At 52.7% G+C, this 21,411-nt stretch carries 21 protein-coding genes and 1 tRNA gene; 14 read left to right on the top strand and 8 right to left on the bottom strand.

The window, feature by feature from the left end; genetic code table 11:
* Nucleotides 1–59: 59 nt before the first annotated feature.
* From ACUHMQ_RS02895 to yihA, 4 genes are all read right to left on the bottom strand, one after another.
* Nucleotides 60–575, bottom strand: coding sequence for a chemotaxis protein CheW (locus ACUHMQ_RS02895; RefSeq protein WP_445293943.1), 516 nt, complete (start codon nucleotides 573–575; stop codon nucleotides 60–62).
* 12 nt (nucleotides 576–587) lie between these two features.
* On the bottom strand, nucleotides 588–953 hold the full coding sequence (locus ACUHMQ_RS02890) for a response regulator (RefSeq protein ID WP_445293942.1): 366 nt from the start codon (nucleotides 951–953) through the stop codon (nucleotides 588–590).
* A gap of 27 nt (nucleotides 954–980) precedes the next feature.
* A complete protein-coding gene (pilG, locus tag ACUHMQ_RS02885) occupies nucleotides 981–1,364 on the bottom strand; it encodes a twitching motility response regulator PilG (protein ID WP_445293941.1) in 384 nt (127 codons plus the stop codon).
* A gap of 281 nt (nucleotides 1,365–1,645) precedes the next feature.
* Entirely contained in the window at nucleotides 1,646–2,251 is a 606-nt protein-coding gene (gene yihA / locus ACUHMQ_RS02880) for a ribosome biogenesis GTP-binding protein YihA/YsxC (RefSeq protein ID WP_445293940.1), read from the bottom strand.
* Between the two features lie 175 nt (nucleotides 2,252–2,426).
* On the opposite strand from yihA, the gene ACUHMQ_RS02875 reads away from it, so the two are divergent.
* The 3 genes from ACUHMQ_RS02875 to ccsB all read left to right on the top strand — a co-directional run bounded on the left by ACUHMQ_RS02875 (nucleotide 2,427) and on the right by ccsB (nucleotide 6,319).
* Nucleotides 2,427–3,047 carry a c-type cytochrome gene (locus tag ACUHMQ_RS02875; protein ID WP_445293939.1) on the top strand — a complete coding sequence of 207 codons (621 nt, stop codon included), beginning with the start codon at nucleotides 2,427–2,429 and terminating at the stop codon, nucleotides 3,045–3,047.
* A 90-nt stretch (nucleotides 3,048–3,137) separates the two neighbouring features.
* Nucleotides 3,138–5,162 (top strand): cytochrome c biogenesis protein ResB, encoded by a 2,025-nt coding sequence (locus ACUHMQ_RS02870; RefSeq protein ID WP_445293938.1) that lies wholly within the window; start codon nucleotides 3,138–3,140, stop codon nucleotides 5,160–5,162.
* Nucleotides 5,159–6,319: a c-type cytochrome biogenesis protein CcsB gene (ccsB, locus tag ACUHMQ_RS02865; RefSeq protein WP_445293937.1), complete on the top strand. Its 1,161-nt coding sequence runs from the start codon at nucleotides 5,159–5,161 to the stop codon at nucleotides 6,317–6,319. The genes ACUHMQ_RS02870 and ccsB overlap by 4 nt, the downstream gene beginning before the upstream one ends.
* A gap of 118 nt (nucleotides 6,320–6,437) precedes the next feature.
* On the opposite strand, the gene ACUHMQ_RS02860 is transcribed toward ccsB, so the two are convergent.
* Nucleotides 6,438–7,160: a 16S rRNA (uracil(1498)-N(3))-methyltransferase gene (locus tag ACUHMQ_RS02860; RefSeq protein WP_445293936.1), complete on the bottom strand. Its 723-nt coding sequence runs from the start codon at nucleotides 7,158–7,160 to the stop codon at nucleotides 6,438–6,440.
* An 11-nt stretch (nucleotides 7,161–7,171) separates the two neighbouring features.
* Here ACUHMQ_RS02860 and ACUHMQ_RS02855 point away from each other — a divergent pair, with 11 nt between their 5' ends.
* The 3 genes from ACUHMQ_RS02855 (at nucleotide 7,172) to gabD (ending at nucleotide 10,917) form a co-directional block, all read left to right on the top strand.
* Nucleotides 7,172–7,807 (top strand): thioredoxin family protein, encoded by a 636-nt coding sequence (locus ACUHMQ_RS02855; protein WP_445293935.1) that lies wholly within the window; start codon nucleotides 7,172–7,174, stop codon nucleotides 7,805–7,807.
* A 376-nt stretch (nucleotides 7,808–8,183) separates the two neighbouring features.
* On the top strand, nucleotides 8,184–9,452 hold the full coding sequence (locus ACUHMQ_RS02850) for a 4-aminobutyrate--2-oxoglutarate transaminase (RefSeq protein WP_445293934.1): 1,269 nt from the start codon (nucleotides 8,184–8,186) through the stop codon (nucleotides 9,450–9,452).
* Nucleotides 9,453–9,462: 10 nt separating this feature from the next.
* The gene (gene gabD, locus ACUHMQ_RS02845; RefSeq protein ID WP_445293933.1) at nucleotides 9,463–10,917 is read left to right on the top strand and encodes an NADP-dependent succinate-semialdehyde dehydrogenase; all 1,455 of its coding nucleotides are present in this window, start codon (nucleotides 9,463–9,465) and stop codon (nucleotides 10,915–10,917) included.
* Nucleotides 10,918–11,109: 192 nt separating this feature from the next.
* Here gabD and ACUHMQ_RS02840 read toward each other — a convergent pair.
* A tRNA-Pro gene (locus ACUHMQ_RS02840) sits at nucleotides 11,110–11,186 on the bottom strand.
* A 56-nt stretch (nucleotides 11,187–11,242) separates the two neighbouring features.
* On the bottom strand, nucleotides 11,243–12,211 hold the full coding sequence (locus ACUHMQ_RS02835) for a polyprenyl synthetase family protein (RefSeq protein ID WP_445293932.1): 969 nt from the start codon (nucleotides 12,209–12,211) through the stop codon (nucleotides 11,243–11,245).
* Nucleotides 12,212–12,445: 234 nt separating this feature from the next.
* Between ACUHMQ_RS02835 and rplU the strand changes: the two genes are divergently transcribed.
* From rplU to ACUHMQ_RS02795, 8 genes are all read left to right on the top strand, one after another.
* Nucleotides 12,446–12,757, top strand: coding sequence for a 50S ribosomal protein L21 (rplU, locus tag ACUHMQ_RS02830; RefSeq protein WP_184198959.1), 312 nt, complete (start codon nucleotides 12,446–12,448; stop codon nucleotides 12,755–12,757).
* Between the two features lie 17 nt (nucleotides 12,758–12,774).
* On the top strand, nucleotides 12,775–13,047 hold the full coding sequence (gene rpmA, locus ACUHMQ_RS02825; RefSeq protein ID WP_445293931.1) for a 50S ribosomal protein L27: 273 nt from the start codon (nucleotides 12,775–12,777) through the stop codon (nucleotides 13,045–13,047).
* Between the two features lie 455 nt (nucleotides 13,048–13,502).
* Nucleotides 13,503–14,627, top strand: a complete 1,125-nt coding sequence (obgE, locus tag ACUHMQ_RS02820; protein WP_445293930.1) for a GTPase ObgE — start codon at nucleotides 13,503–13,505, stop codon at nucleotides 14,625–14,627.
* A gap of 14 nt (nucleotides 14,628–14,641) precedes the next feature.
* The gene (locus ACUHMQ_RS02815) at nucleotides 14,642–15,907 is read left to right on the top strand and encodes a hypothetical protein (RefSeq protein ID WP_445293929.1); all 1,266 of its coding nucleotides are present in this window, start codon (nucleotides 14,642–14,644) and stop codon (nucleotides 15,905–15,907) included.
* A gap of 55 nt (nucleotides 15,908–15,962) precedes the next feature.
* On the top strand, nucleotides 15,963–16,610 hold the full coding sequence (locus tag ACUHMQ_RS02810; RefSeq protein ID WP_445293928.1) for a hypothetical protein: 648 nt from the start codon (nucleotides 15,963–15,965) through the stop codon (nucleotides 16,608–16,610).
* A 65-nt stretch (nucleotides 16,611–16,675) separates the two neighbouring features.
* Nucleotides 16,676–19,495 (top strand): ATP-binding protein, encoded by a 2,820-nt coding sequence (locus ACUHMQ_RS02805; protein WP_445293927.1) that lies wholly within the window; start codon nucleotides 16,676–16,678, stop codon nucleotides 19,493–19,495.
* Nucleotides 19,496–19,517: 22 nt separating this feature from the next.
* The gene (locus tag ACUHMQ_RS02800; RefSeq protein WP_445293926.1) at nucleotides 19,518–19,889 is read left to right on the top strand and encodes an MmcQ/YjbR family DNA-binding protein; all 372 of its coding nucleotides are present in this window, start codon (nucleotides 19,518–19,520) and stop codon (nucleotides 19,887–19,889) included.
* A gap of 19 nt (nucleotides 19,890–19,908) precedes the next feature.
* Nucleotides 19,909–21,063, top strand: a complete 1,155-nt coding sequence (locus ACUHMQ_RS02795; RefSeq protein WP_445293925.1) for a THUMP domain-containing class I SAM-dependent RNA methyltransferase — start codon at nucleotides 19,909–19,911, stop codon at nucleotides 21,061–21,063.
* A 154-nt stretch (nucleotides 21,064–21,217) separates the two neighbouring features.
* On the opposite strand, the gene ACUHMQ_RS02790 is transcribed toward ACUHMQ_RS02795, so the two are convergent.
* Nucleotides 21,218–21,411: hypothetical protein (locus tag ACUHMQ_RS02790; protein ID WP_445293924.1), on the bottom strand; the 194-nt coding region annotated here is incomplete at its 5' end.

Here is a 21,411-nt window from a genome sequence, read left to right as displayed (position 1 = left end):
TAACAGAGCCAATGCCATGTATTCAGGTAACTAACCTAACCGCTTACATGCGTAAAGCCTCAGATCGTACCGACTTGTAGGAACGGTGCTTGTTGCACCAATTCCGAAATCCGCAATTCACGCCACTCCCGGCCATCGGCATCCCTTCTCGTTGGTCCGCACCAAGGCACAGCCGGATCTGCCGGCGCCACTTCTTGCATATCTTGTACATTCCGTAAACCCAGCATGCGGTTGACCAGCAGGGCTGAGTTCATGATGTGGCGCGAATGAATCAGCAACAGCCGGCTCGAAACTGAGGTTTTTACAGGTTCGTCCCCGAGGAATCCGGGCAAGTCGACTACGCTGAAAAGATTGCCGCGAATATTCGCCAAGCCTTTAAACCAGCGACGGGTTAACGGCACGTGCGCCATGCCAGGCACCGGTAACACCTCACTGACGTCTGTGAGGTCCACTAGCCATGAGGAATCACCAACCTGAATACCAAGTTTGGTGGTGGCGGTGTGTGTGGCGGGCAGCGATTTAAGCCGCGCAACCACACTTTCCTGAAATTCGCGGAGACTGACGCGCTTGGCCATGGCTTGTCCGATTTAGCCGAGTGCGGCGATCTGTTGCAGCAATTCGTCGGGGTTCACCGGCTTGACGACATAACCGCGCGCACCCTGACGCTTACCCCAGACGATGTCAGTCTCCTGACCCTTGGAGGTACACATAATGATGGGTATGTGCTGGGTTGCATCGTCTTTGGAAATGGTGCGGGTGGCCTGAAAACCATTCAGACCCGGCATAACCACATCCATCAGAATTAGATCCGGCATCAATTCCTTGACGCGGGCGACGGCTTCTTCACCGCTTTCCAGAGTCATTACTTGAAAGCCGTTCTTGGTCAACAACTCGCCCAGGAAGTGGCGCTCGGTCGGTGAGTCGTCGACGATCAGAATTTTCTTGATAGTCATGCGTTTGTCAGTCCTTTGGTACTTACTCTAAGCGGGGGTTGTATGTGCACCCACCGCTTGAAGCAAGCTGTCTTTTGTGAATGGCTTGGTTAAGTATTCGTCCGAGCCGACCATTCGGCCGCGAGCTCGATCAAACAAACCGTCTTTGGAGGACAGCATGATGACCGGAGTGGACTTGAACTTTGGGTTTTTTTTAATTAGCGAACAGGTTTGATAACCGTCCAGCCTGGGCATCATCACATCAACAAAAATCACGTCCGGATGGTGGTCGCTGATTTTTGCCAGTGCGTCGAAACCGTCTTCGGCCAGAATGACTTCACATCCAGCCTGCCCGAGAAAAATCTCAGCGCTCCGGCGGATGGTATTGCTGTCGTCGATCACCATAACCTTAATGCCGGCGAGGTTCTGCATCGGCCTATCTCCTTTTGCCTCTTCCGTACAATAGGACACCGGAATAGCAAACGTTAACATAGCACAATGACAATCAAATCACTATCCAGGCAGAACAGAATTGATTCGCTTTTTTTAGGCTACGAATAAAATGCCCCAGCCATAAGGGGAGGTAGGCTGGGGCTTAAAATACCGGCTCGTATTCGATTGGCCGGATCCCGCTCAGGGAGGGGAAGCGGGAGGTGTGCAAACACCTGTGTAATAAGAGCGGTGGGCATGAGATTTAGTTCCCGACTTTTGTTTCAAGTCGATTCTGAGGTGGCTTGATTGAACCATTCACCGACTATTTTTTCGGCGTCTTCCATGCCTTGTTTTTTTAGGCTGGAAAATAACTGTACAGAACAATTGGGCCAAGCTTCCAATGATTTACGTACTTGCGCCAATGTTTTTGTTTGCTCTTGGCGCGTCAATTTATCGCATTTTGTGAGTAAAACATGGACGGGTTTGCCTGTTGGCAAAAACCAGTCGAGCATATTTACGTCCAGTGGCTTGAGAGGATGACGTGAATCCATGATCAGTACCAAGCCGATCAGATTTGGACGAGTTGCCAGGTAATTACCAAGCAATTGTTGCCAATGAGCACGAATCGCTTCCGGGACTTGTGCGTAGCCATAACCGGGGAGGTCTACGAGAAAGCGCTCACCGCCAAGATCGAAATAATTGATGTGCTGGGTGCGGCCAGGTGTTTTGGAGACAAAAGCCAGCCGAGTGTGGTTTGCGAGGGTGTTGATCGCACTGGATTTACCAGCATTGGAGCGACCGACGAAAGCAACTTCCACGCCGTTCTGTGGCAGCATATGCAGCTCGTTGACGGTTGTATGGAAGCGAAGTTGGCTGAACAGCGACATGGGAGCGAAATCTCGTTATGGTGCGTGCCTTTTGCGGCACCTGTAGGTTCGGATAGAATATCAGGTTTGAATCAAGGCATCGGCTTGGCTGGCCTCTGGGTTCTCGCAATACCACTTATAAACAGAGCAACGACGGCGAAATCGCCGCACCCATCGTCATCAAGGAGTTACCTCTATGAAACGTAGCGCGCTGGCAATTGTGCTTGGCTTAGCGGCTTCTGTGGCCTATGCGTCAGAAGCGCCTGCACCCGTGGCCAAGGCCGATCCGGCCAAGGGTAAAGCGATCGTTGAGCAAGTATGTGCTGCTTGTCATGGCATGGACGGTAACAGTGCCGCCAGCGCTAATCCGAGCCTTGCTGGTCAGCATCCGGAATATTTGTATGCCCAGTTGACCGCTTTCAAGAAGGGCGAACGTAAAGACCCGATCATGATGGGGCAGGTGGCGGCGTTATCTGATGCTGATATGAAGAACTTGGCAGCGTATTTTGGCGAGCAAAAACCAAAAGAGCGTGCGGGTACCAACAAAGTCTTGATAGAGGCAGGTAAGAAGATCTATCGCGGTGGTAACCGCGAAACCGGCGTGCCGGCATGTATGGCTTGCCACGGTCCTAATGGTAGCGGTATGCCGGTTCAGTTTCCGCGCCTGGGATCTCAGCACGCTGCATACATTGAAAAGTCCTTGAAAGACTACAAGGTAGGTACTGGGCGGGTAAATTTGATCATGAAACCGATCGCGGGCAAGTTGTCGGATGCGGACATGAAAGCTGTTGCAGAGTACATTGCGGGTTTGCGTTAAAGAAAAATGATCTGCCAGGGCGTTTTGTCCTGGCCCGATATACTCAAGGGGTGGCCTCGCCACCCCTTTGATTTGTTTACTGGAATCAAAGTGCGTCGCCTTACCTTCTGGCAAGCCGTTTATGAGTTGCTCAGTTCGATGCGGTTTGCCATCAGTCTGCTGAGCATCATCGCGATTGCGTCGGTGATTGGTACCGTATTGCAACAGAACCAGCCTTATACGAACTACGCGATCGAATTTGGCGATTTCTGGTTTCAGTTATTCCTGTGGCTGGGCCTGTTCGATGTGTACCACGCCAGCTGGTTTCTGGGCATTCTGGCGTTTCTGGTGGTGTCGACATCACTTTGCATCTATCGGCAATTGCCCGGTGTTTTGCGAGATGTAAAGCACTACCGTGAACAGGCTTCGTTGAAGTCGTTGAGGGCAATGCCACATCACGCCGAATTCGATAGCGATGGGTCTCAGTCGGCCCTTGCCGGTATACAGCCATGGTTGGCGACGCAAGGATATCGTTTTAAGCAGCAAGAGCGTACCGATGGGCAAATGCTTGCTGCCAAAAAAGGCAGTATGCAGCGGTTGGGTTATTTGCTGGCGCATGCTGCGATTGTCGTTATCTGTATTGGCGGATTGTTGGACGGAAATTTGCCGCTCAAGGTGCAGGAGGTATTTGGTCAGAAAGAGGTCGAACTCCGTAATGTGCCGCAAAGCCAGATTCCAGCAAAAAGCCGGCTAGATACCGGTAATTTGTCTTTCCGCGGAATGTTGGAGCTCCCAGAAGGTGCAGCGGGTGATGTGGTTTTTTTGAATGCTGGGCGGGGTTATTTCGTTCAAGAGTTGCCTTTTACGCTCAAGCTCAAGAAATTTCACATCGAGCATTACAGTACTGGCCAGCCCAAGTTGTTTGCCAGCGATATAGAGGTAACTGAAAAAGCAACTGGCAAGGTGACGTCGGCTACGGTTAAGGTCAACCACCCATTAATTGTTGATGGCATTGCGATTTATCAGTCCAGCTTTGGTGATGGTGGGTCTCAGCTTCAATTTGCTGTCTGGGATTTGTTTGGCAAGCAGTCGCAGTCAAAGCCGCTGGATGCAGTCTCCCAAAGCCAATTACCGTTGAAGTGGCAATCTAAGCCACTGACATTGGAGTTCGGTGATTTCCGCGCTTTCAATATCGAAAACCTGGGTGAGACAGCGCAAGAGCAGGGGATGAGTAAGCTGGTGCAGGATGTTCGACAGGTGAAAGCTGAGAAGAAGGTCAAGAATGTTGGCCCTTCGATCCAGTTTAAAGTGCGAGATGCGCAGGGGCAGGCACGCGAATACCTGAATTACCTGGCACCGTTTGAGCAGGATGGTCGTTATTACCTGATGAGTGGTGTTCGTAGCGAAGTAGCTGCTCCTTTTGCATTTGTTCGTATTCCATTGGATGGTGACCTGCAGCCAGACACGTTCATGAGGTTGCGCGCGACTTTGTTTGATTCCGCCGCGTGGTCGGAGATTGCCCGCCGTACGGCAGAGAAGGCGGAAAAGGACGGTGCTATTTCAGGCCCGTATCGGCGAGAGTTCGAACAAAGTCTGCAATGGGTACTGCAGCGATTCTCTGAAGGTGGTTTTACCGCGTTGGAGCGCTTTTTGGACGACAAGGTGCCGAAAGTCAAACGCCAGGCGGTGGCGCAGACTTACATCAAGCTTTTGCAAGGTGCGGTAATTGATGCGATGCGTTTGACGCAGGAGCGCGCCAACTTGCCCGTCGTTGAGTTGGACGAAGCGCATTACCGGTTTCTGATGGACAGTCTGGTAGCGGTATCGGCCAGCTTTGATTACGGCAACGACTTCTATTTGCAACCTGTCGGTTTTACCGAAGTGAAGTCGAGCGGCTTTCAGCTAACCCGCAGCCCAGGCAAGAACCTCGTGTACCTGGGGAGCCTCCTGCTGGTTCTTGGGATTTTCTGCATGTTCTATATTCGCGAAAATCGAATCTGGGTTTGGGCTGGCGAAGGGAAGGTGTTATTGGCTATGAGCGCCAATCGCCATGATGCGCAGACTGTACGTGAATTTGAATTACACACCGAAACGCTGGCCACATTGGTAGGGCGGCAAGAGGATGTCAAGACATGAACACCACTACCTTGGATGTAACCAAGTCCCGGCCGGCCAATCCGTTGTTTTGGCAAGGCTTGAAGTTGGGTGACCACCTTTTTGCAGCGTTGATGATCCTCGTCGCAGCCGTAGCATTTGGACGTTACCGCACATTCATGGATGGTTATGAACAGGCCATTTTGGTTGGCGTTGCATTAGGTGCTATTGCATTGGGTTGGTTCTGGAAGTCCGTAAGGGTGTTCCTGCCGGTGAGTGGTTTGGTTGCCCTGATCGGTATCGGTCTCTATGGGGATGATCTGGTACGTGGCCAGACGGCATTTTGGCTCAAGTATCTTCTTGCCAGCCAGTCGTTGGTGATGTGGATGTGTGTGTTGTTCGTGCTTGCCACAGGTCTGTATTGGCTGGGTTTGGCGCGCCGTTCAAACACGGCCGAAGCGATTGCCTCCGGGTTGACCTGGGCTGCAGCCGGTGCTGCCATGAGCTGGTTTTTTGTTCGGTGGTACGAGAGCTATCTGATCGGCCCGGATATTGGCCATGTGCCGGTATCGAACCTGTACGAAGTCTTCGTCCTCTTTTGCCTGATCACCTCGCTGATGTATCTGTACTACGAGCAACGCTTTGCGACACGGCGTATGGGCGGCTTTGTATTGCTGGTGATTTCTGCGGCGGTTGGCTTCATTCTTTGGTATTCCATAGATCGCCAAGCTCACGAGATCCAGCCGTTGATTCCAGCATTGCAATCGTGGTGGATGAAGATTCACGTACCTGCCAACTTTGTCGGTTATGGCGCGTTTGCTTTGGCATCGATGCTGGGTATCGCCCAGTTACTGGTTTCCAAGGGGATATTGGCAAGCCGTCTGCCAAGCTACGACACGTTGGGCGAGGTGATGTACAAGGCCATCGCTGTGGGCTTTCTGTTTTTCACCATTGCCACCATTCTCGGTGCAATGTGGGCCGCAGATGCCTGGGGAGGATACTGGAGCTGGGACCCCAAAGAGACCTGGGCGTTGATCGTTTGGCTGAATTACGCCGCATGGTTGCATGTGCGACTGGTAAAAGGCTGGCGGGGCAATGTACTGGCTTGGTGGGCGGTAATTGGCTTGCTGGTTACTACTTTTGCCTTTCTGGGCGTCAATATGTTTTTGTCGGGTTTGCATTCCTACGGTTCGCTTTAGGAGCGCATAGCAGGTCTACGCCGGAGCATTGGCACATGGCTCGCCAGGGTGACCTTCCGGGTTCTATGCTGTGCCTCACCCTGTGGATTGGTTGTGCAATAAGGTCCCGAGCTGGTACTCAAAAGTCACCATAGCGCGCTTGTAGCAACCCAGCGACAACCGGAGTTACCGATTCAGTTCGGAAAATCCGTGGGCCAAGTAGCAGTGGCATGAAACCTGCCGCTATTGCGCTGGCTTCCTCCTCTTGGGAAAACCCACCTTCCGGGCCGACCAGCACTTGTACAGTCTTGGCTTTGATTGGTAAGGCATCCAGCCTGTTTGCACCTGTGGGTGAGAGCAGTAGTTTCAAGTCTGCTGCTGGAGCCTGGTTTAACCATTGCTCCAGTTTGATTGGTGCTGATATCGTCGGGATGCGTGTTCGGCCACACTGTTCGGCAGCAGCCTGGGCAACGCCTTGCCAATGCTGTAAGCGTTTCTCTGCCCTGTCTGCTGCGAGTTTGTAGCCACAGAAGGCCGACTGCACAATCTGGATACTGTTTACACCCAGTTCAGCCGCTTTCTGTACGGTGAAGTCCATCCGCTCTGTTGCGGAGAGCGCTTGAACCAATGTCAACTGCAGCGGTGATTCACGCTCTACGTCATTGAAGCTGTCTACCCTGACCTTTACGTGTCGCTTGCCCATTTCCATTACATGCGCGGTGTATTCGCCACCTTCACCATTGAATAGCGTCAGTTCATTACCGGGTTGCAAGCGTAGAACTTGTACGTGTCGTGCGTTGGTATCAGGGAGGTCGAACTCAAGCCCGCAGGCAAGTGGGGAGGCAAGATAGAGGCGTGGCATGGGGTAAAGGAATGCTTTTCAATGATGTCGATTATGCCAGCCAAGCCGGACCTATACTGCATCCATTACCTGTTTATGGGAGTTACCAGATGACCAGCGTGACCACGCCCGTTTGCCAGTTTGGCCTCGCTGCGCCTGACTTCAGCCTGCAGGCTACTGACGGCCAGTATTACAGTCTGGCTGCGGTACAGGGGTCTGGTGGCTTACTGGTGATGTTTATCTGTAACCATTGCCCTTATGTGAAGGCAATACGTGAGGAATTGGTAAAGACTTGCCAGGAGTTACAGCGCTATGGCATTGGTTGTGTGGCGATTAACAGCAACGACCCAACCGCTTATCCGGACGATGACTTCGAGAATATGAAGGCATATGCCAAAGCCTATCACTTTGGCTTTCCTTATCTTTATGACGAGACTCAGGACGTTGCGCGAGCTTACGGTGCGATGTGTACACCAGACTTTTTTGGTTACAACAGCGATTTGCAACTGCAGTATCGGGGCCGTTTCAATGATTCAGGCCGTACTCCCGGCCGCCAAGGAGGTTCACGCGATTTGTTTGAGGCAATGAAGCAAATTGCCATGACGGGCGAGGGACCTAGGCAGCAAGTGGCCAGTATTGGTTGTTCGATCAAGTGGCGTCGGGCTTAACGCTTACTTCGTGAGTTGGCTTTTAAGAAATCAACTTGTTTGATCCAGACGGGTTGTACTTCGATCTAGTTAGGGAAACGCAATGGTCGGGCTGAATCTTTACTGGCCTACATCCGCTAACTAAAAGTGCAATGCTCGGTAGTCTGTTCTGTTGGTTTCTTTCCCCAAGTTCAAGGCTGATGGTGCAGTGGGTAGCCATACCCCGTGACATCTGGAAGGTCTTGATTATCAGCAGGAATGTTCGGATTTCTTTAGTCAAATCATGGCGTTATATGTTGCGCTGCAGCGATGAATTTATTCACCGCATGTGATGAATTTATTCATCGCTTGTGATTAAATCCGCACCAACTCTACTCCGAACTGCAAGGAAGCCATCATGCCCAAGAATGCCGCTCTTCACGCTCGTCGACTTGCTGCCACGCCGCGTGGCGTAGGGGTACTGGGGGACTTCTTTGTCGAGCGTGCTGAAAATGCGGTGCTCTGGGATATGGAGGGATGCCGTTTTATCGATTTTGCTGCGGGTATCGCAGTACTGAATACGGGTCATCGTCATCCCAAACTGGTAGCGGCGGTAAAAGCGCAGCTCGATGCATTTACACATACCTGTTACCAAGTTGTACCTTACGAGGGTTATGTTCAACTGGCTGAGAAGTTGAATCAGATAGTGCCGATTGATGGCCCAAAGAAGACGGCTTTCTTTTCGACGGGGGCGGAGGCTGTTGAGAATGCAGTCAAGATAGCCCGTGCTGCTACCGGCCGTAGTGGCATCATTGCTTTTTCGGGAGGCTTTCATGGCCGGACCATGATGGGTATGGCACTGACCGGAAAGGTGAATCCATACAAGCTGAATTTCGGCCCTATGCCGGCAGACGTTTTTCATGCTCCTTTCCCTGTCGATCTGCACGGGGTTTCTTCGGCTGATTCGCTCAAGCACCTGCACATGCTGTTCAAGGCAGACATCGATCCTAAGCGGGTTGCTGCCATCATCATCGAGCCGGTACAAGGGGAAGGTGGTTTTTACTCAGTACCTAAGCCCTTCTTTACCGAGTTGCGAAAGCTATGTGACGAACACGGCATTTTGCTGATTGCCGATGAAGTACAGACGGGTTTTGCTCGTACCGGGAAAACCTTCGCAATGGAACACTACGATGTGAAGCCAGACTTGATGACTATGGCCAAGAGTCTGGCGGGCGGTTTTCCACTTTCAGCCGTTACTGGCCGTGCGGATTTGATGGATGCTCCGTCCCCGGGTGGATTGGGTGGTACCTATGCAGGCAGTCCGTTGGCAATCGCAGCAGCATTGGCAGTTCTTGATGTGATCGAAACGGAGCAGTTGAACGCGCGGGCAGAACGTTTAGGCGCTGCGTTGAAAGAAAAGCTGGCTAGCCTGAAGCCGGTAGTGCCGCAAATCGCAGATATTCGTGGCTTGGGCTTTATGGTGGCGGTGGAATTCAACAAGCCGGGCAGTGACGAGCCTGATGCCGATTTTGCCAAGAAAGTGCAAACCGAAGCCATTAAGCGCGGTCTGATTCTATTGACCTGTGGTGTGTATTCGAACGTGATTCGATTCTTGGCGCCATTGACGATAGACGATGCAACGTTTGCCGAAGCGCTCGATATCCTTGATGCCGCGATGAAAGCCTGAGGAGGAAACCATGTTGAACCTGAAAGATCCTAGTTTGCTCAAGCAACAGTGCTATATCGATGGTCAGTGGCTTGGGACGGATTCTGGCGAAACGATCCCGGTCAATAACCCGGCCACGGGCGAGATCATCGCTCATGTACCGAAGATGGGCGCCACAGAAACCCGACGTGCTATTGAGGCTGCAGATAAAGCTTGGCCTGCCTGGAAAGCCAAGTCCGCCAAAGAGCGTGGTGCCGTATTGCGCAAATTGTTTGACTTGATGTTGGCCAATCAGGATGACTTGGCAGCTATTTTGACAGCCGAGCAAGGTAAGCCACTGGCGGAGGCTAAGGGCGAGATTACTTATGCGGCGTCCTTTTTTGAATGGTTCGCAGAGGAAGCCAAGCGAGTCTATGGCGAGACGATTCCATCTCCGTGGGGTGACAAACGGTTGATGGTGATCAAGCAACCAATTGGTGTTACTGCCGCCGTAACGCCATGGAACTTCCCTACCGCCATGATTACGCGTAAGGCGGGTCCTGCATTGGCGGCAGGTTGTCCAATGGTCATCAAACCCGCCAGCCAGACACCGCTTTCCGCATTGGCCATGGCTGAACTTGCCCACCGTGCTGGTGTTCCGGCAGGCGTACTGAGTGTTGTTACTGGTTCGGCAAAGGCTATTGGTGGTGAGTTCACGACTAATCCGATTGTGCGCAAACTCAGTTTCACCGGTTCAACCGAAATCGGTCGTGAACTGATGGCGGCTTGTGCGCCGACTATCAAAAAAGTGTCGTTGGAGTTGGGCGGTAATGCACCGTTCATCGTATTTGATGATGCTGATCTGGATGCCGCTGTAGAGGGCGCGATCGCTTCGAAATATCGTAATGCTGGGCAAACCTGCGTTTGCGCCAATCGGATATATGTCCAAGCCGGTGTTTACGATGTATTTGCCCAGAAGCTGTCAGCAGCTGTTGCTCAGCTCAAAGTCGGCAATGGTGCAGAACCTGGTGTGACCCAGGGGCCGATGATCGACATGAAGGCCGTTGAGAAAGTGGAAGAGCATATTGCCGATGCCCTTTCCAAGGGGGGCAAGCTGTTGGCTGGGGGTAAACGCCATGCGTTAGGTCACAGCTTCTTCGAACCAACCATCATTTCTGGTGTTACCGCAGAGATGAAAGTTGCTCGTGAGGAAACCTTTGGTCCACTGGCCCCGCTATTCAAGTTCGAAAGCGAAGCGGAAGTGATTGAGCGAGCCAACGATACAGAATTCGGCTTAGCGGCTTACTTTTATGCCCGCGATATAGGGCGCGTATGGCGGGTGGCAGAAGGTTTGGAATATGGCATGGTTGGTATCAATGCTGGCCTGATTTCCAACGAAGTGGCGCCATTTGGCGGAGTAAAGCAATCTGGTTTGGGCCGGGAAGGTTCGCGTCACGGCATCGAAGATTACCTTGAAATTAAATACCTATGTCTTGCAGGAATTTGACTTCGGCGCTACGATTACATCAATCGCACTAGTTTTTGGGTGCGAACCGTTTCCTCCTCCTCTTCCCGCCTTAGGTCTTCGGACCGGCGGGAACTTTTTTTCCAGAATCGCCTAAGTTAAGGTCGCTTTTCTAGGAAAAACAAGGAGGTATCAACAAAAAAAGCCGATGAATAAGCATCGGCTTTTTACCTTTGGTCGGCGTGAGAGGATTCGAACCTCCGACCCCTTGCTCCCGAAGCAAGTGCGCTACCAGGCTGCGCCACACGCCGAAACGAGTCGCGCATTATGGCGACTCACCCAATGGCTGTAAAGCCAGGTAAGACGCTTAACTATTCCTTTCCACAGCGAATCTGGCGAGCTCGCGCAGTGCCTGGGATGCTGGGTTGTTCGGCAGGCTGGCAATTGCGTCGAGTGCGAATTGTGCTTCAATGTGGGCTGCCTCCATGGCGGCATTTAGCGCACCACTGGTCCGTACTACTTTTAGGACATCGGCAAAGTTCTCGCGCTGGGCATGGACAATGGCGTCGCGCACGATACTGGCTTGTTTTTCGTTACCAAGGCGCATGGCATGAATCAATGGAAGCGTGCACTTCCCTTCTGCCAAATCGTCCCCCAGATTCTTGCCTATTTCACCTGCCTCGCCTGAATAGTCGAGAACATCATCAACAATTTGAAATGCAGTGCCTAGGTGCATGCCGTAGCTTGCCAGCGCGGTCTCGACATTTTTGTCTTGCTTGGTCAGCAAGGCGCCAAGACGTGCCGCGGCCTCAAAGAGTTTGGCAGTCTTGTAGCGAATGACTTTCAGGTAGGCAGCCTCGTTGAGTTCGGCATCACCAATATTCATCAGCTGCAAAACCTCACCTTCAGCGATGACATTGGTGGCGTCCGCCAGCACTTGCATTACCCGCATATCGTTAACGCCAACCATCATCTGGAAGGCACGCGAGTATAGGAAGTCGCCTACCAGCACAGATGCGGCATTGCCGAACAGCGCGTTGGCGGTATCGCGTCCTCTGCGCAAGCTTGACTCATCTACGACGTCATCGTGAAGCAGGGTTGCCGTATGAATGAATTCCACTACGGTGGCAAGCTCTATGTGGTGGTGTCCGTTGTAGCCCAGTGCTTGGGCGGACAATAGCGTAAGGGCTGGGCGTAAGCGCTTTCCACCAGAGGAAATGATGTACTCCGCAACTTGGCGTACCAATATCACCTCGGAGTGAAGACGATCGCGGATCAAGGCATCCACGGCTTGCATATCGGCGGCGATAACGGTTTTGACGAATTCGATGGTCACGGCGGCAGGCTGGGATGGGAAAACAAAACTGGGCGATTATAGCCGAGCCTACGCAGCCTGAATCGGTAGCTCGATAAGTCTTTATGGGAACAAAGGAATGCCCCGTGTTTATACGTCGACTTGATAGAATATCAAAGGCGGTGGAATGGTAAAAACTTGACCAAATTCAGCGACTTCCGTATATTCGCCGGCTCCCTGCGCCCTGCGTTGGGATTACTAATTAGGAGCCCAGTCATGTATGCGGTCGTAAAAACCGGTGGCAAGCAGTACAAAGTTGCTATCGGCGAAAAACTCAAAGTAGAACAGATTGCCGCCGACATCGACGCCCAAATCGTGCTTGAAGAAGTATTGATGGTGGTGGACGGTGAAGCGGTTTCTGTTGGCACCCCCCTGGTTGCTGGCGCGACGGTCAAGGCAACGGTTGTTGCGCATGGCCGTGGCGAAAAGGTCCGCATTTTCAAGATGCGTCGCCGTAAGCACTACCAGAAGCGCCAAGGGCATCGTCAGAATTTCACCGAAATTCGCATTGACGCCATCGTCAAGTAAGCTAAGGAGTCTGAAACATGGCACATAAAAAAGCCGGCGGTAGTTCGCGCAACGGTCGCGACTCAGAAGCCAAACGACTGGGCACCAAGGTTTACGGTGGTGAATTGATCAACGCTGGTTCGATCATCATCCGTCAACGTGGTACCCGTTTCCATGCAGGCGATAACGTTGGCATGGGTAAGGATCACACTCTGTACGCCAAGGTTGATGGCTACGTGAAGTTTGTGGTCAAGGGTCCGCTGAAGCGTAAGACCGTTGTGGTCGAGCCCTACACCGGTGTTGAGGCCTAAGTCTCCCCGGTAAGCGAAACGCCGGCAACTGGGTGTTTCGCTTAAAATCGAAGCCCTATCGCCAGATAGGGCTTTTTCATTTAAGAATCAGATTTCTTAGAACCTGTCTAAAGTCTCGCGAGCTAGAGCAAGATAAGGCGAAAACAGTCGAGAAAGCGGAGTTTACTCATGGTAAATGAGCATTTCGAGGGTGTTTTCAACGCCGTATTGCTGACGCACAGCAGACTTTAGACAGGTTCTTAGAACCGGTTACGACCTGCCGCGAGCAGCAGATAAGCCCTAGTCACGGTTGCGCAGTAAGATCGTAAACAGGTTCTTAAGTAACCCAGGCTGGGTATTTGCAAAGGTACAGCAGGCTACTTACGGTAGCGGGATGCTGCCAGTAGCATTGCTTCTAATTATTTTTGTTTCGACCGCAATGCGGTGTTTAACCACTTATCCGGAATGACCCGACCATGAAATTTATCGACGAAGCCCGCATCGAAGTGATCGCCGGCAAGGGTGGCAACGGCTCGGCCAGTATGCGGCGCGAGAAGTTTGTGCCACGTGGCGGTCCGGATGGTGGAGATGGCGGCCGAGGCGGCAGTATCTGGGCTGTAGCGGACAAGGACATCAATACCCTGGTCGACTACCGTTTTGTAAAGCAATACCGAGCCCTGCATGGTGAGAATGGTCGCGGTGCCGATTGCTATGGCAAGGGTGCGGACGACATTTTCCTGCGTATGCCTGTTGGTACGGTGATCAGTGACAATGAAACCGGTGAACTGGTAGCTGATTTGGCTCAGGACGGTGAGAAGATCCTGATTGCCAAGGGTGGAAAAGGGGGGCTGGGTAACCTGCACTTTAAAACTTCCACCAATCGGGCGCCGCGTAAGTTCACTTATGGCGAAGAGGGCGAGCACCGCGAGTTGCGGCTGGAGCTGAAGGTATTGGCGGATGTGGGTCTCTTAGGTATGCCAAATGCCGGCAAGTCCACGTTTATCCGGGCGGTGTCTGCCGCCAAGCCCAAGGTTGCGGATTATCCATTCACTACCTTGCATCCAAATCTGGGCGTGGTGCGTATTGATCATAATCGCAGCTTTGTGATCGCGGATATTCCTGGGTTGATTGAAGGCGCAGCGGAAGGTGCGGGTTTGGGACATCGGTTCCTCAAGCATCTGGCGCGGACTGGTGTGCTGTTGCATCTGGTGGATCTTGCTCCCTTCAATGAAGAGACTGACCCCGTACGTGAGGCGAAAGCGATTGTTGAAGAGCTGCGCAAGTACGATGAGGCGCTATATCTTAAGCCGCGTTGGCTGGTGCTCAACAAAGTAGATATGTTGGCCGAGAATGAGCGCGAGCAGCGTGTGAAGGATTTCCTTGTAGCATATGGTTGGACTAGTGCGGAACCAGATCCGTATGCGCCCTTTGATCCAAACGCGCAGCGGGTGTTCACGATCTCCGGGTTGACTGGCGAAGGTACTCAACAATTGTGCTGGTCGTTGATGGAGTATCTGGAAGCAATTCGTCCTAAACGTGAAGTAGAAGTTGCCCCTCAAGACCAGCCTGCTTATGAGCCCTACGACCCGACTAAGTCCTGATTCGGCCCAATACCGTGTCTGACGAGAAGCTTGCCGATTTTCTGGCCGCAGGGCTTAACCCGGTCGATGTCCCGCCGCTGGCGGACTTGCTGCAGTCACGGCCGTTGATCAATGCCTTCATCACGCTGTTTCATGGCAATGAAGAACAGGTATTGATGCGGTTGATGGTATTGCGAGAGATCGGCGCTCGTGGTCAGGAACCTCGTTGGTCGCCTGCTCAGCTGGAGGCGCATTTTGCTTATGTGAATTCGATCAAGCTGCGTACGGTCTTGAGTCGGCTGCGCGAGAATGGGCTGTTGTTATGGGATGGTGATGAAGGCCTGTATCAGATTGCTGAAACAGGCCGTGTGGCATTAGCTGCCGTTTCCACCTTGTTGGCTTTCTCTGATCAGGATGCAGAGCTGGGATATCTAACCTCGCAAGCAGTCGGTCAGCAACAAATGGGTAGGGTAACCAATGAAACCCTGCAGCATTTGCTGGCAAGGTTGAATGAGCTCTACAAGTACTTCGAGGATGCGCTCGAGTCACAGTCCGAATTCCAGATTCAGAAAGCTCAGAAGCGGCTTGAGTCAGTTTGGCGTTGGGTACAAAAGGGTACGGAAGTCATACGCAGTATGTTCGAGGACGAAAACCTTGAACGCCGGGTGTTGGACCAAGTGCAGGCAATTGGTATGGCGCAGTCGCGAATTCTGCGTTTGACGGGTAGCTTCCAGCGTCGTCTCAACCAGCTCCAGGCACAGCGTGTACATTTGGGTGCATCTGGCCTGACTTCCAGCGATATCGCAGAATGGTTGCGTACTGCCAGTCAAGCAGACTTGGCCGGTATGGCGTCCAACATGCTGTGCTTCTCGCCGCAGCTGGCCCTAGTGACAGGGGCGGAAATGGTGGATATCGCAGAGTTCGAATTGATTGAGCGTGAGCGTGTCGCAGCCCAAAGCAATGTATTGCCAGAGAAAGTTGCAGCTCCTTCCTTGAGTGCACCAGAAGCAGAGCGCCTGTTTGAAGCTGAGTCGCTGTATGCGTTGTTGGCCGGGTTTTCTGTGCCGACAGATATTTCCGATGCTGTGGTTGTGGATACCTACCCCGAAACTGCCTATCGCCTATCGCTGCTTTCACTGCTTGGTGATGCCGAAGCTGCGTTGGAGCAAAGTATTGTCGGCGATATGGTGAATCTGCCTTTGCGTCTGCAGCATGATGCAGAAGTTGTTGAGCTTGATCATCCCGAAGTGGCCGCCATCAGTCGTGGTGAGCTGGTCCCTATTGAAAACACTGAAGCATGAAAGGTGAAGTGTTCGTTGTGGCGGTTGTGACGCCAACGAATTTCACTCGTCCCCTATGAACGATGCTCTTTCCATTCTTAGCGCCCGTCTGATCGCCCACCGATTTATTGCCCGTACAGACCCATTGGCCCGGCGTGCCCTGGTTGACGAGGACTTTCGTCGTTCCTTGGAATTGAGGCTGAACGAGGTGGGCCTTACCCTGCTTGAGAACCCCTATGCCGAGCATATTGCGGTGGGTTTGCAGCAGGACATGGAGGCTTTTGTGTTTGGTGAAGGCGAAGCCTGGCTAAGCAATAACATGAGTCTGCCACGCGACGCGATTGCATTACTGATCGTACTCTGGTCGTTGATCATTCTGCCCAAGCGTGAGCGTCAGGTCAGTCGGGCCGAAATCGAGCGTGAGGGGCAGGCAGATATGTTCGGCGCGGCAAAGCCGCTGGCACAGGGTGAGGATGTATCTGTCGGTGTGCCGGAAGATGCCTTGTTTGCCGATTTTCGGGAAAAGCTGGGCGGCAAGACGCGTATGAATGCCAACCTGGGGCAGCTGGCTCGGCTTGGATTTATCGAGCGGCGCAATAAGATGGTCCACGAGGGACCGTTGCTGGATTTGATGCTCGACTACAGCGTACTGGCCCCGCGCATCATCGAAGGCGCATTGGCTGAAGTGCTGAAGCGTCGTGCCACCGAGCCAGCAGTCCAGTAGTAATTCATTGCCCTTTACCCGCTGGTGTCTGCTCGTGAGCAGGCTCTAAGAAAGACCGCCTTACTATGTTCCAATTCCGAAAACTCGAAATGCGTAACTGGGACTTCTGGCAAAGCATTGAAGTCCCACTGGATGCTCAGATCGTCACGATTGTCGGTCCGAATGGATCAGGTAAGACGACACTGCTTGATGCCTTGCGAACATTACTGGCTTTGCCGTGTTCGGGTCGGCGGGACTATAAGCGCTATGTACGGAATGCCTCCGAGCCGGTCGCGTGGTTGCGTGCGGTCGTGGATAACCCCGCAATGAAGTCGGGCGACTTTTTCCGGCAACGTCCCTTCTGGGCAATTGCGGAGGATGCAGTTACCTTGTTCTGTCGCGTTTCCAAGCAGGGCGGAGACTGGGTACGCCACTATGCGATTGCGTCTGGCGTGGTCGAGTTGAATGCAGACGCTGAAAAAAGTCTTACCTGGCTGGGGGTGCGTGATTACAAACTGAACCTTGAGCAAGCTGGGCTGACCCGGGCGATTGCCGAAGTGCTTGCGTTGGAGCAGGGTGATACGGACAAGCTGTGTGAGTATGGCCCCAAGTCGCTGTTGGACTTGGTGTTCCAGGTATTTGGCGATAAAGCGGTACTCGACAACTATCAGCAAGCCAAGAACGAGCAACGTGAGGCGGAAAACGAGCTTCAGGAACTGACTCGTCAGCTCGACGGCCTGGAAGTCCGGGTCAACAATATGCGCAGTCGCGCTCAGCGCTATATGGATTGGCAGGCTTTGGAGCACGAGGTTCACCAGTTGGAACATAGTGTGTTGCCGGCACTGCGCTATCTGGAGTCTTATGACTCGGTAATGGGCTATGTCAGCCAGTTCAAAGGTATGCGCCGGGTACTGAAGTCACGTCAGGATGAGCTGGCGAAGGTTGATACGGAGTTGCGAACCCAGGCCGAGACCGCGGAAGCGGTGATTGCTGCTGAATTGACCGCTGACGCCAGCTACAAGCAATTATGGGAGCCTTTCCAGCAAGCCAAGACTGAAGCCAAGGCTGCAGAAAAGCTATTGGAACAGCGGGATAAGATGAAGGCGCTTGCCGAAGCCGAGTCGGGTACCGACGCAGCAGAGTTGGGTGAGACATTAGGGCGGCTACGTGGTGAGCAGGCCGAGCTGCAGCTGCAAATCAAGGAGGCTAAACGCGAACGTGAGCAGCTTTCAGAATTACAGTCTGCCTTGCAAGGCGGCCGTCAGCCCTGCGAGCCTTTTGTACGCCAGATGCGCGCCGCATTGGATGAAGCAGGCATTGGCCATCAGTTACTGAGCGAGATTGTCGAGGTGCAGGACAATAGCTGGCAAGCCGCAGTGGAGGCTTTGTTGGCACCTTATCGCCACATTATTTTGCTTAATCGCGATGCAGACCGCCAAGTGGCGTTCCAGATTGGTCAGCGGTTGCAGTATCGGCATTTCATTGTTCCGGAACGCGAGGCGCTACCCAAGGCGGTTCCTGGCTCGATTCTGGAAGTCCTGAATATCAAGGCGGATGTGCCGGGCTGGTTAACGCGGCAGCTTAATCAGGTGCAACGGGTAAAGTCGATTGAGGCGGCGGCAGCTGTTGTTGGTGATTGGATTACGCGCGAGGGGTATCACAAGGAACGGCGTGGTGGTCGGCATATCGGGGTAGATCCGCGAGAGCATCACTTTGGAGAAGGTGCACGGCAGTCGCGGTTGGCTGAAGTCAGCCGACAGCTGCGCGACCTGAACCAGCAGGTGCTGGATTGGGAGGGGGCTTCGGTAGAGCTCGGCCGTAAGGTTTCTGCTTTGCAATTGCAATTGGCAGGTATGGATGCAGTGCAGCAGTTGGCGGCCCGGCGTGATGAATTTGATGCTGCCGAGAAAATGTTGCCCGAGCTGCGAAATGAAGCGCAGCGTTTGGGAGAGGAGTTGGCGAGTCAGCAGCAGACTCTGGACCAGATGCGCCAAGCGGGTATGGATGCGCGTTTGCGTTTGAAAGAGATTGAAATTGCGCGTAACGGCCTACTCAAACAGGTCGATGAGCTGTCATCTCAGGTGGAAAGTCGTCAGCAGGAGCAAACCCGACTTATTGAAGAAGCCAAACGATTACGTGCGGGCCTGATTGAGCGGGGATTGACCACACAGTCGTTACCCGCCTTACGGGAAGAGTGGAGCTCAGTACAGAATGTGCGTCACGATATTCAACGGCAGCATGAACGTCTGGAGCAGGGCGACTGGGAGAAAGATGCCAGCGTGTTGGAGCTGCGTGAAAAGATGCAGCAGGACTATGAGCAGCTGGCCAATGAAACGGCAGCGCGCGGTCGTGAAGTAGAGCGGGCACGGGAACTGACCGACGAAGCGCGTAGCGCCTATATCGCCAAGCTTCGTGCCACGGTACGGGCCTATAGCGCCAATATTAAGCGCTTGGGTGAACTGTCTGGCATTGTGGTGGAGGTTGATCCGCCACATCTGGATAACGACGACATTACCCTGGGGCAAGCCGGTTTGTCGGTGCGTTTCGATTTTGACCAGAAGGGCATGATGGGCCTCAACGATGGCGAGGCCTCGGGTGGTCAGCAGGTCATGAAGTCGCTTATCTTGCTGATAGGCTTGATGATGGACGAAAGCAATCCGTCCGGCTTTGTGTTTATCGATGAACCATTTGCTCACCTGGATGTATTGAACATCGATAAAGTCGGTGCTTTCCTCAAAGCCACCCAGGCACAGTACCTGATTACGACGCCCCTTACCCACAACGTCAACGCTTTTGCACCTAGTGAGCTTACCTTGTGTACATATAAGAAGCGGCCGGGTGAGCGTTGGGCACCTGTGATCAGCCAAGCTCGTCGGCGTGTTGTGCCCAATAGCAGGGCGGCGTGAGTGATCGGGTGTTATTAGCTTAATGAGAAGGGTGGTTCAAGTGACGCATGCCGAAGTTGAAGCAATATGTTTGGGTTACCCTGGCGTCACAATGGATATCAAGTGGAAGACCGAACGTGTGTTTTCGATAGGAAGCAAAATGTTCTGTGTTTGCTGTGCGGACCCTGATCAATCGCCCGGTTTGTCTTTTAAAGTTGAACCAGCCCGTTTTCTGGAGTTAACGGACCAACCAGGAATTAAGCCCGCACCCTATTTGGCGCGCTATCACTGGGTCCGTTTAGACTCCCCTGCGGTATTGCCCGCTGAGCAACTCAGCAAATTGTTGTACCAAGCCTATTTATTGGTGCGCGCCAAACTTCCTAAAAAGCGGCGCGACGCTTTACCTGCGCTGTGAATCTGATCGGATTGTCTGCATGAAACAAGTATTCCATTACTTTGCCCCTTGCCCGAGAGGGCTCGAAACAGTTCTGGCACAGGAACTGGCTGAATTGGATGCGCAAGGTATTGTGCCCACTGATGGTGGGGTGATCTTTCAGGGTGATTGGGCATTAATGTATCGGGCTAATCTTCATAGCCGGATTGCTAGCCGTATCCTCTGGCGCTTAGTCGAACGTAGCTACCGTAGTGAAGACGATATCTATAAAGCAGCGCGAAGTATTGAATGGCCTTCATTGTTTCCTGTCTCATGCACCATCAAGGTGATGGTGACGGGCATTGGTAGCAAGCTGCGTAGTCTTGACTTCATTGCATTAAAAGTTAAGGACGCCGTCTGTGATGGTTTCAGAACCGCGTGTGGCGAGCGGCCAAGCGTAGATACTGCGAAACCGGATATCAGAATCCATGTTTTTCTGACGGATCGGCAACAAACTATCTATGTCGATACCAGTGGTGAAGCACTGTTCAAGCGTGGTTATCGACGTGAGACTGGTGATGCGCCACTACGGGAAAATCTGGCTGCAGGTATCTTAAAGCTGGCTGGATGGCAGGTGGATGAGCCATTGCTGGACCCAATGTGCGGTAGTGGCACTTTTCTCGTTGAAGCAGCGATGATGGCTAAGCGTATGGCCCCAGGTCGTTGGCGCAGTTTCGCTTTCGAGCGGTTTATGCAATTCGATGCTGCTTTATGGAATGAGATCAAGCAGCGTTCGTTGGCGGAAGAGCTACCTAGTGCATCCTGTGCAATTTATGGCAGCGACGACACACCAGCTGTGCTGGCAGCTGCCCGCGCTAATTTGGAAGCCGCGGGTGTTAGCAATGCTGTAGTACTGGAAGAAGCGGACGCACTTGAGCGTGAGGCACCGCAAGCTTCGGGTGTCTTAATCTGCAATCCTCCTTATGGTGTTCGATTGGAGGAACAGACTTGGCTTGATGCGTTGTACCCAATGCTTGGGCATGCACTTAAGCAACGTTTTGCTGGCTGGCGCGCATATTACTTTACTGCTGACCTACGCTTGGCGAAGTTGATCCGGCTTTCTGCAAGTAAACGAACAGTATTGTTTAACGGCGCTTTGGAATGCCGACTGTTCGAATACCGCATGGTAGCTGGTAGTAATCGCAAGCCTGGGTAGGACAAGGATGTGTTTCACGGTAAGCACTACTTCCAAACACACATATATTATAACTAACAGCGCTCCTAATGGGGCGTTGTCCATTTCGGAACTGTTATTTGGCAGTGCTTTGAGGCGAGATTCGTTGCTGTAGAACAGGGGTTGGTGGGGCGGCTCAATTATTTTGTCTGGCTGATTCGTTATAAATCAGCGAGTTGTTGATAGGTGAAGGCTTTGGCGTTAAAAAAGTGTTGTGTGGGAGTTGACGAGTGTTGGGGCGGTGCGTATAGTTCGCCTCTCTGCTGCTGACGCAGACAAAAACGAAGCGAAACTGATGAGTGTAGCTGAGTGGGTCTGAATAGGCAAACG

It is taken from the genome of Chitinimonas violaceus (assembly GCF_052601015.1).
The sequence above is the reverse complement of the archived record's forward strand: the minus strand, read 5'-3'. Positions and strand labels throughout refer to the sequence as shown.

Excerpts from the sequence above, each read along its gene's own strand:
- ACUHMQ_RS02805 (WP_445293927.1), top strand. The coding sequence starts at position 16,676 with ATGTTCCAATTCCGAAAACTCGAAATGCGTAACTGGGACTTCTGGCAA.
- obgE (WP_445293930.1), top strand. The coding sequence starts at position 13,503 with ATGAAATTTATCGACGAAGCCCGCATCGAAGTGATCGCCGGCAAGGGT.
- ACUHMQ_RS02850 (WP_445293934.1), top strand. The coding sequence starts at position 8,184 with ATGCCCAAGAATGCCGCTCTTCACGCTCGTCGACTTGCTGCCACGCCG.
- ACUHMQ_RS02890 (WP_445293942.1), bottom strand. The coding sequence starts at position 953 with ATGACTATCAAGAAAATTCTGATCGTCGACGACTCACCGACCGAGCGC.
- ACUHMQ_RS02855 (WP_445293935.1), top strand. The coding sequence starts at position 7,172 with ATGCTTTTCAATGATGTCGATTATGCCAGCCAAGCCGGACCTATACTG.
- gabD (WP_445293933.1), top strand. The coding sequence starts at position 9,463 with ATGTTGAACCTGAAAGATCCTAGTTTGCTCAAGCAACAGTGCTATATC.
- pilG (WP_445293941.1), bottom strand. The coding sequence starts at position 1,364 with ATGCAGAACCTCGCCGGCATTAAGGTTATGGTGATCGACGACAGCAAT.
- yihA (WP_445293940.1), bottom strand. The coding sequence starts at position 2,251 with ATGTCGCTGTTCAGCCAACTTCGCTTCCATACAACCGTCAACGAGCTG.
- ACUHMQ_RS02795 (WP_445293925.1), top strand. The coding sequence starts at position 19,909 with ATGAAACAAGTATTCCATTACTTTGCCCCTTGCCCGAGAGGGCTCGAA.
- rpmA (WP_445293931.1), top strand. The coding sequence starts at position 12,775 with ATGGCACATAAAAAAGCCGGCGGTAGTTCGCGCAACGGTCGCGACTCA.
- ccsB (WP_445293937.1), top strand. The coding sequence starts at position 5,159 with ATGAACACCACTACCTTGGATGTAACCAAGTCCCGGCCGGCCAATCCG.
- rplU (WP_184198959.1), top strand. The coding sequence starts at position 12,446 with ATGTATGCGGTCGTAAAAACCGGTGGCAAGCAGTACAAAGTTGCTATC.
- ACUHMQ_RS02895 (WP_445293943.1), bottom strand. The coding sequence starts at position 575 with ATGGCCAAGCGCGTCAGTCTCCGCGAATTTCAGGAAAGTGTGGTTGCG.
- ACUHMQ_RS02860 (WP_445293936.1), bottom strand. The coding sequence starts at position 7,160 with ATGCCACGCCTCTATCTTGCCTCCCCACTTGCCTGCGGGCTTGAGTTC.
- ACUHMQ_RS02810 (WP_445293928.1), top strand. The coding sequence starts at position 15,963 with ATGAACGATGCTCTTTCCATTCTTAGCGCCCGTCTGATCGCCCACCGA.
- ACUHMQ_RS02800 (WP_445293926.1), top strand. The coding sequence starts at position 19,518 with ATGAGAAGGGTGGTTCAAGTGACGCATGCCGAAGTTGAAGCAATATGT.
- ACUHMQ_RS02875 (WP_445293939.1), top strand. The coding sequence starts at position 2,427 with ATGAAACGTAGCGCGCTGGCAATTGTGCTTGGCTTAGCGGCTTCTGTG.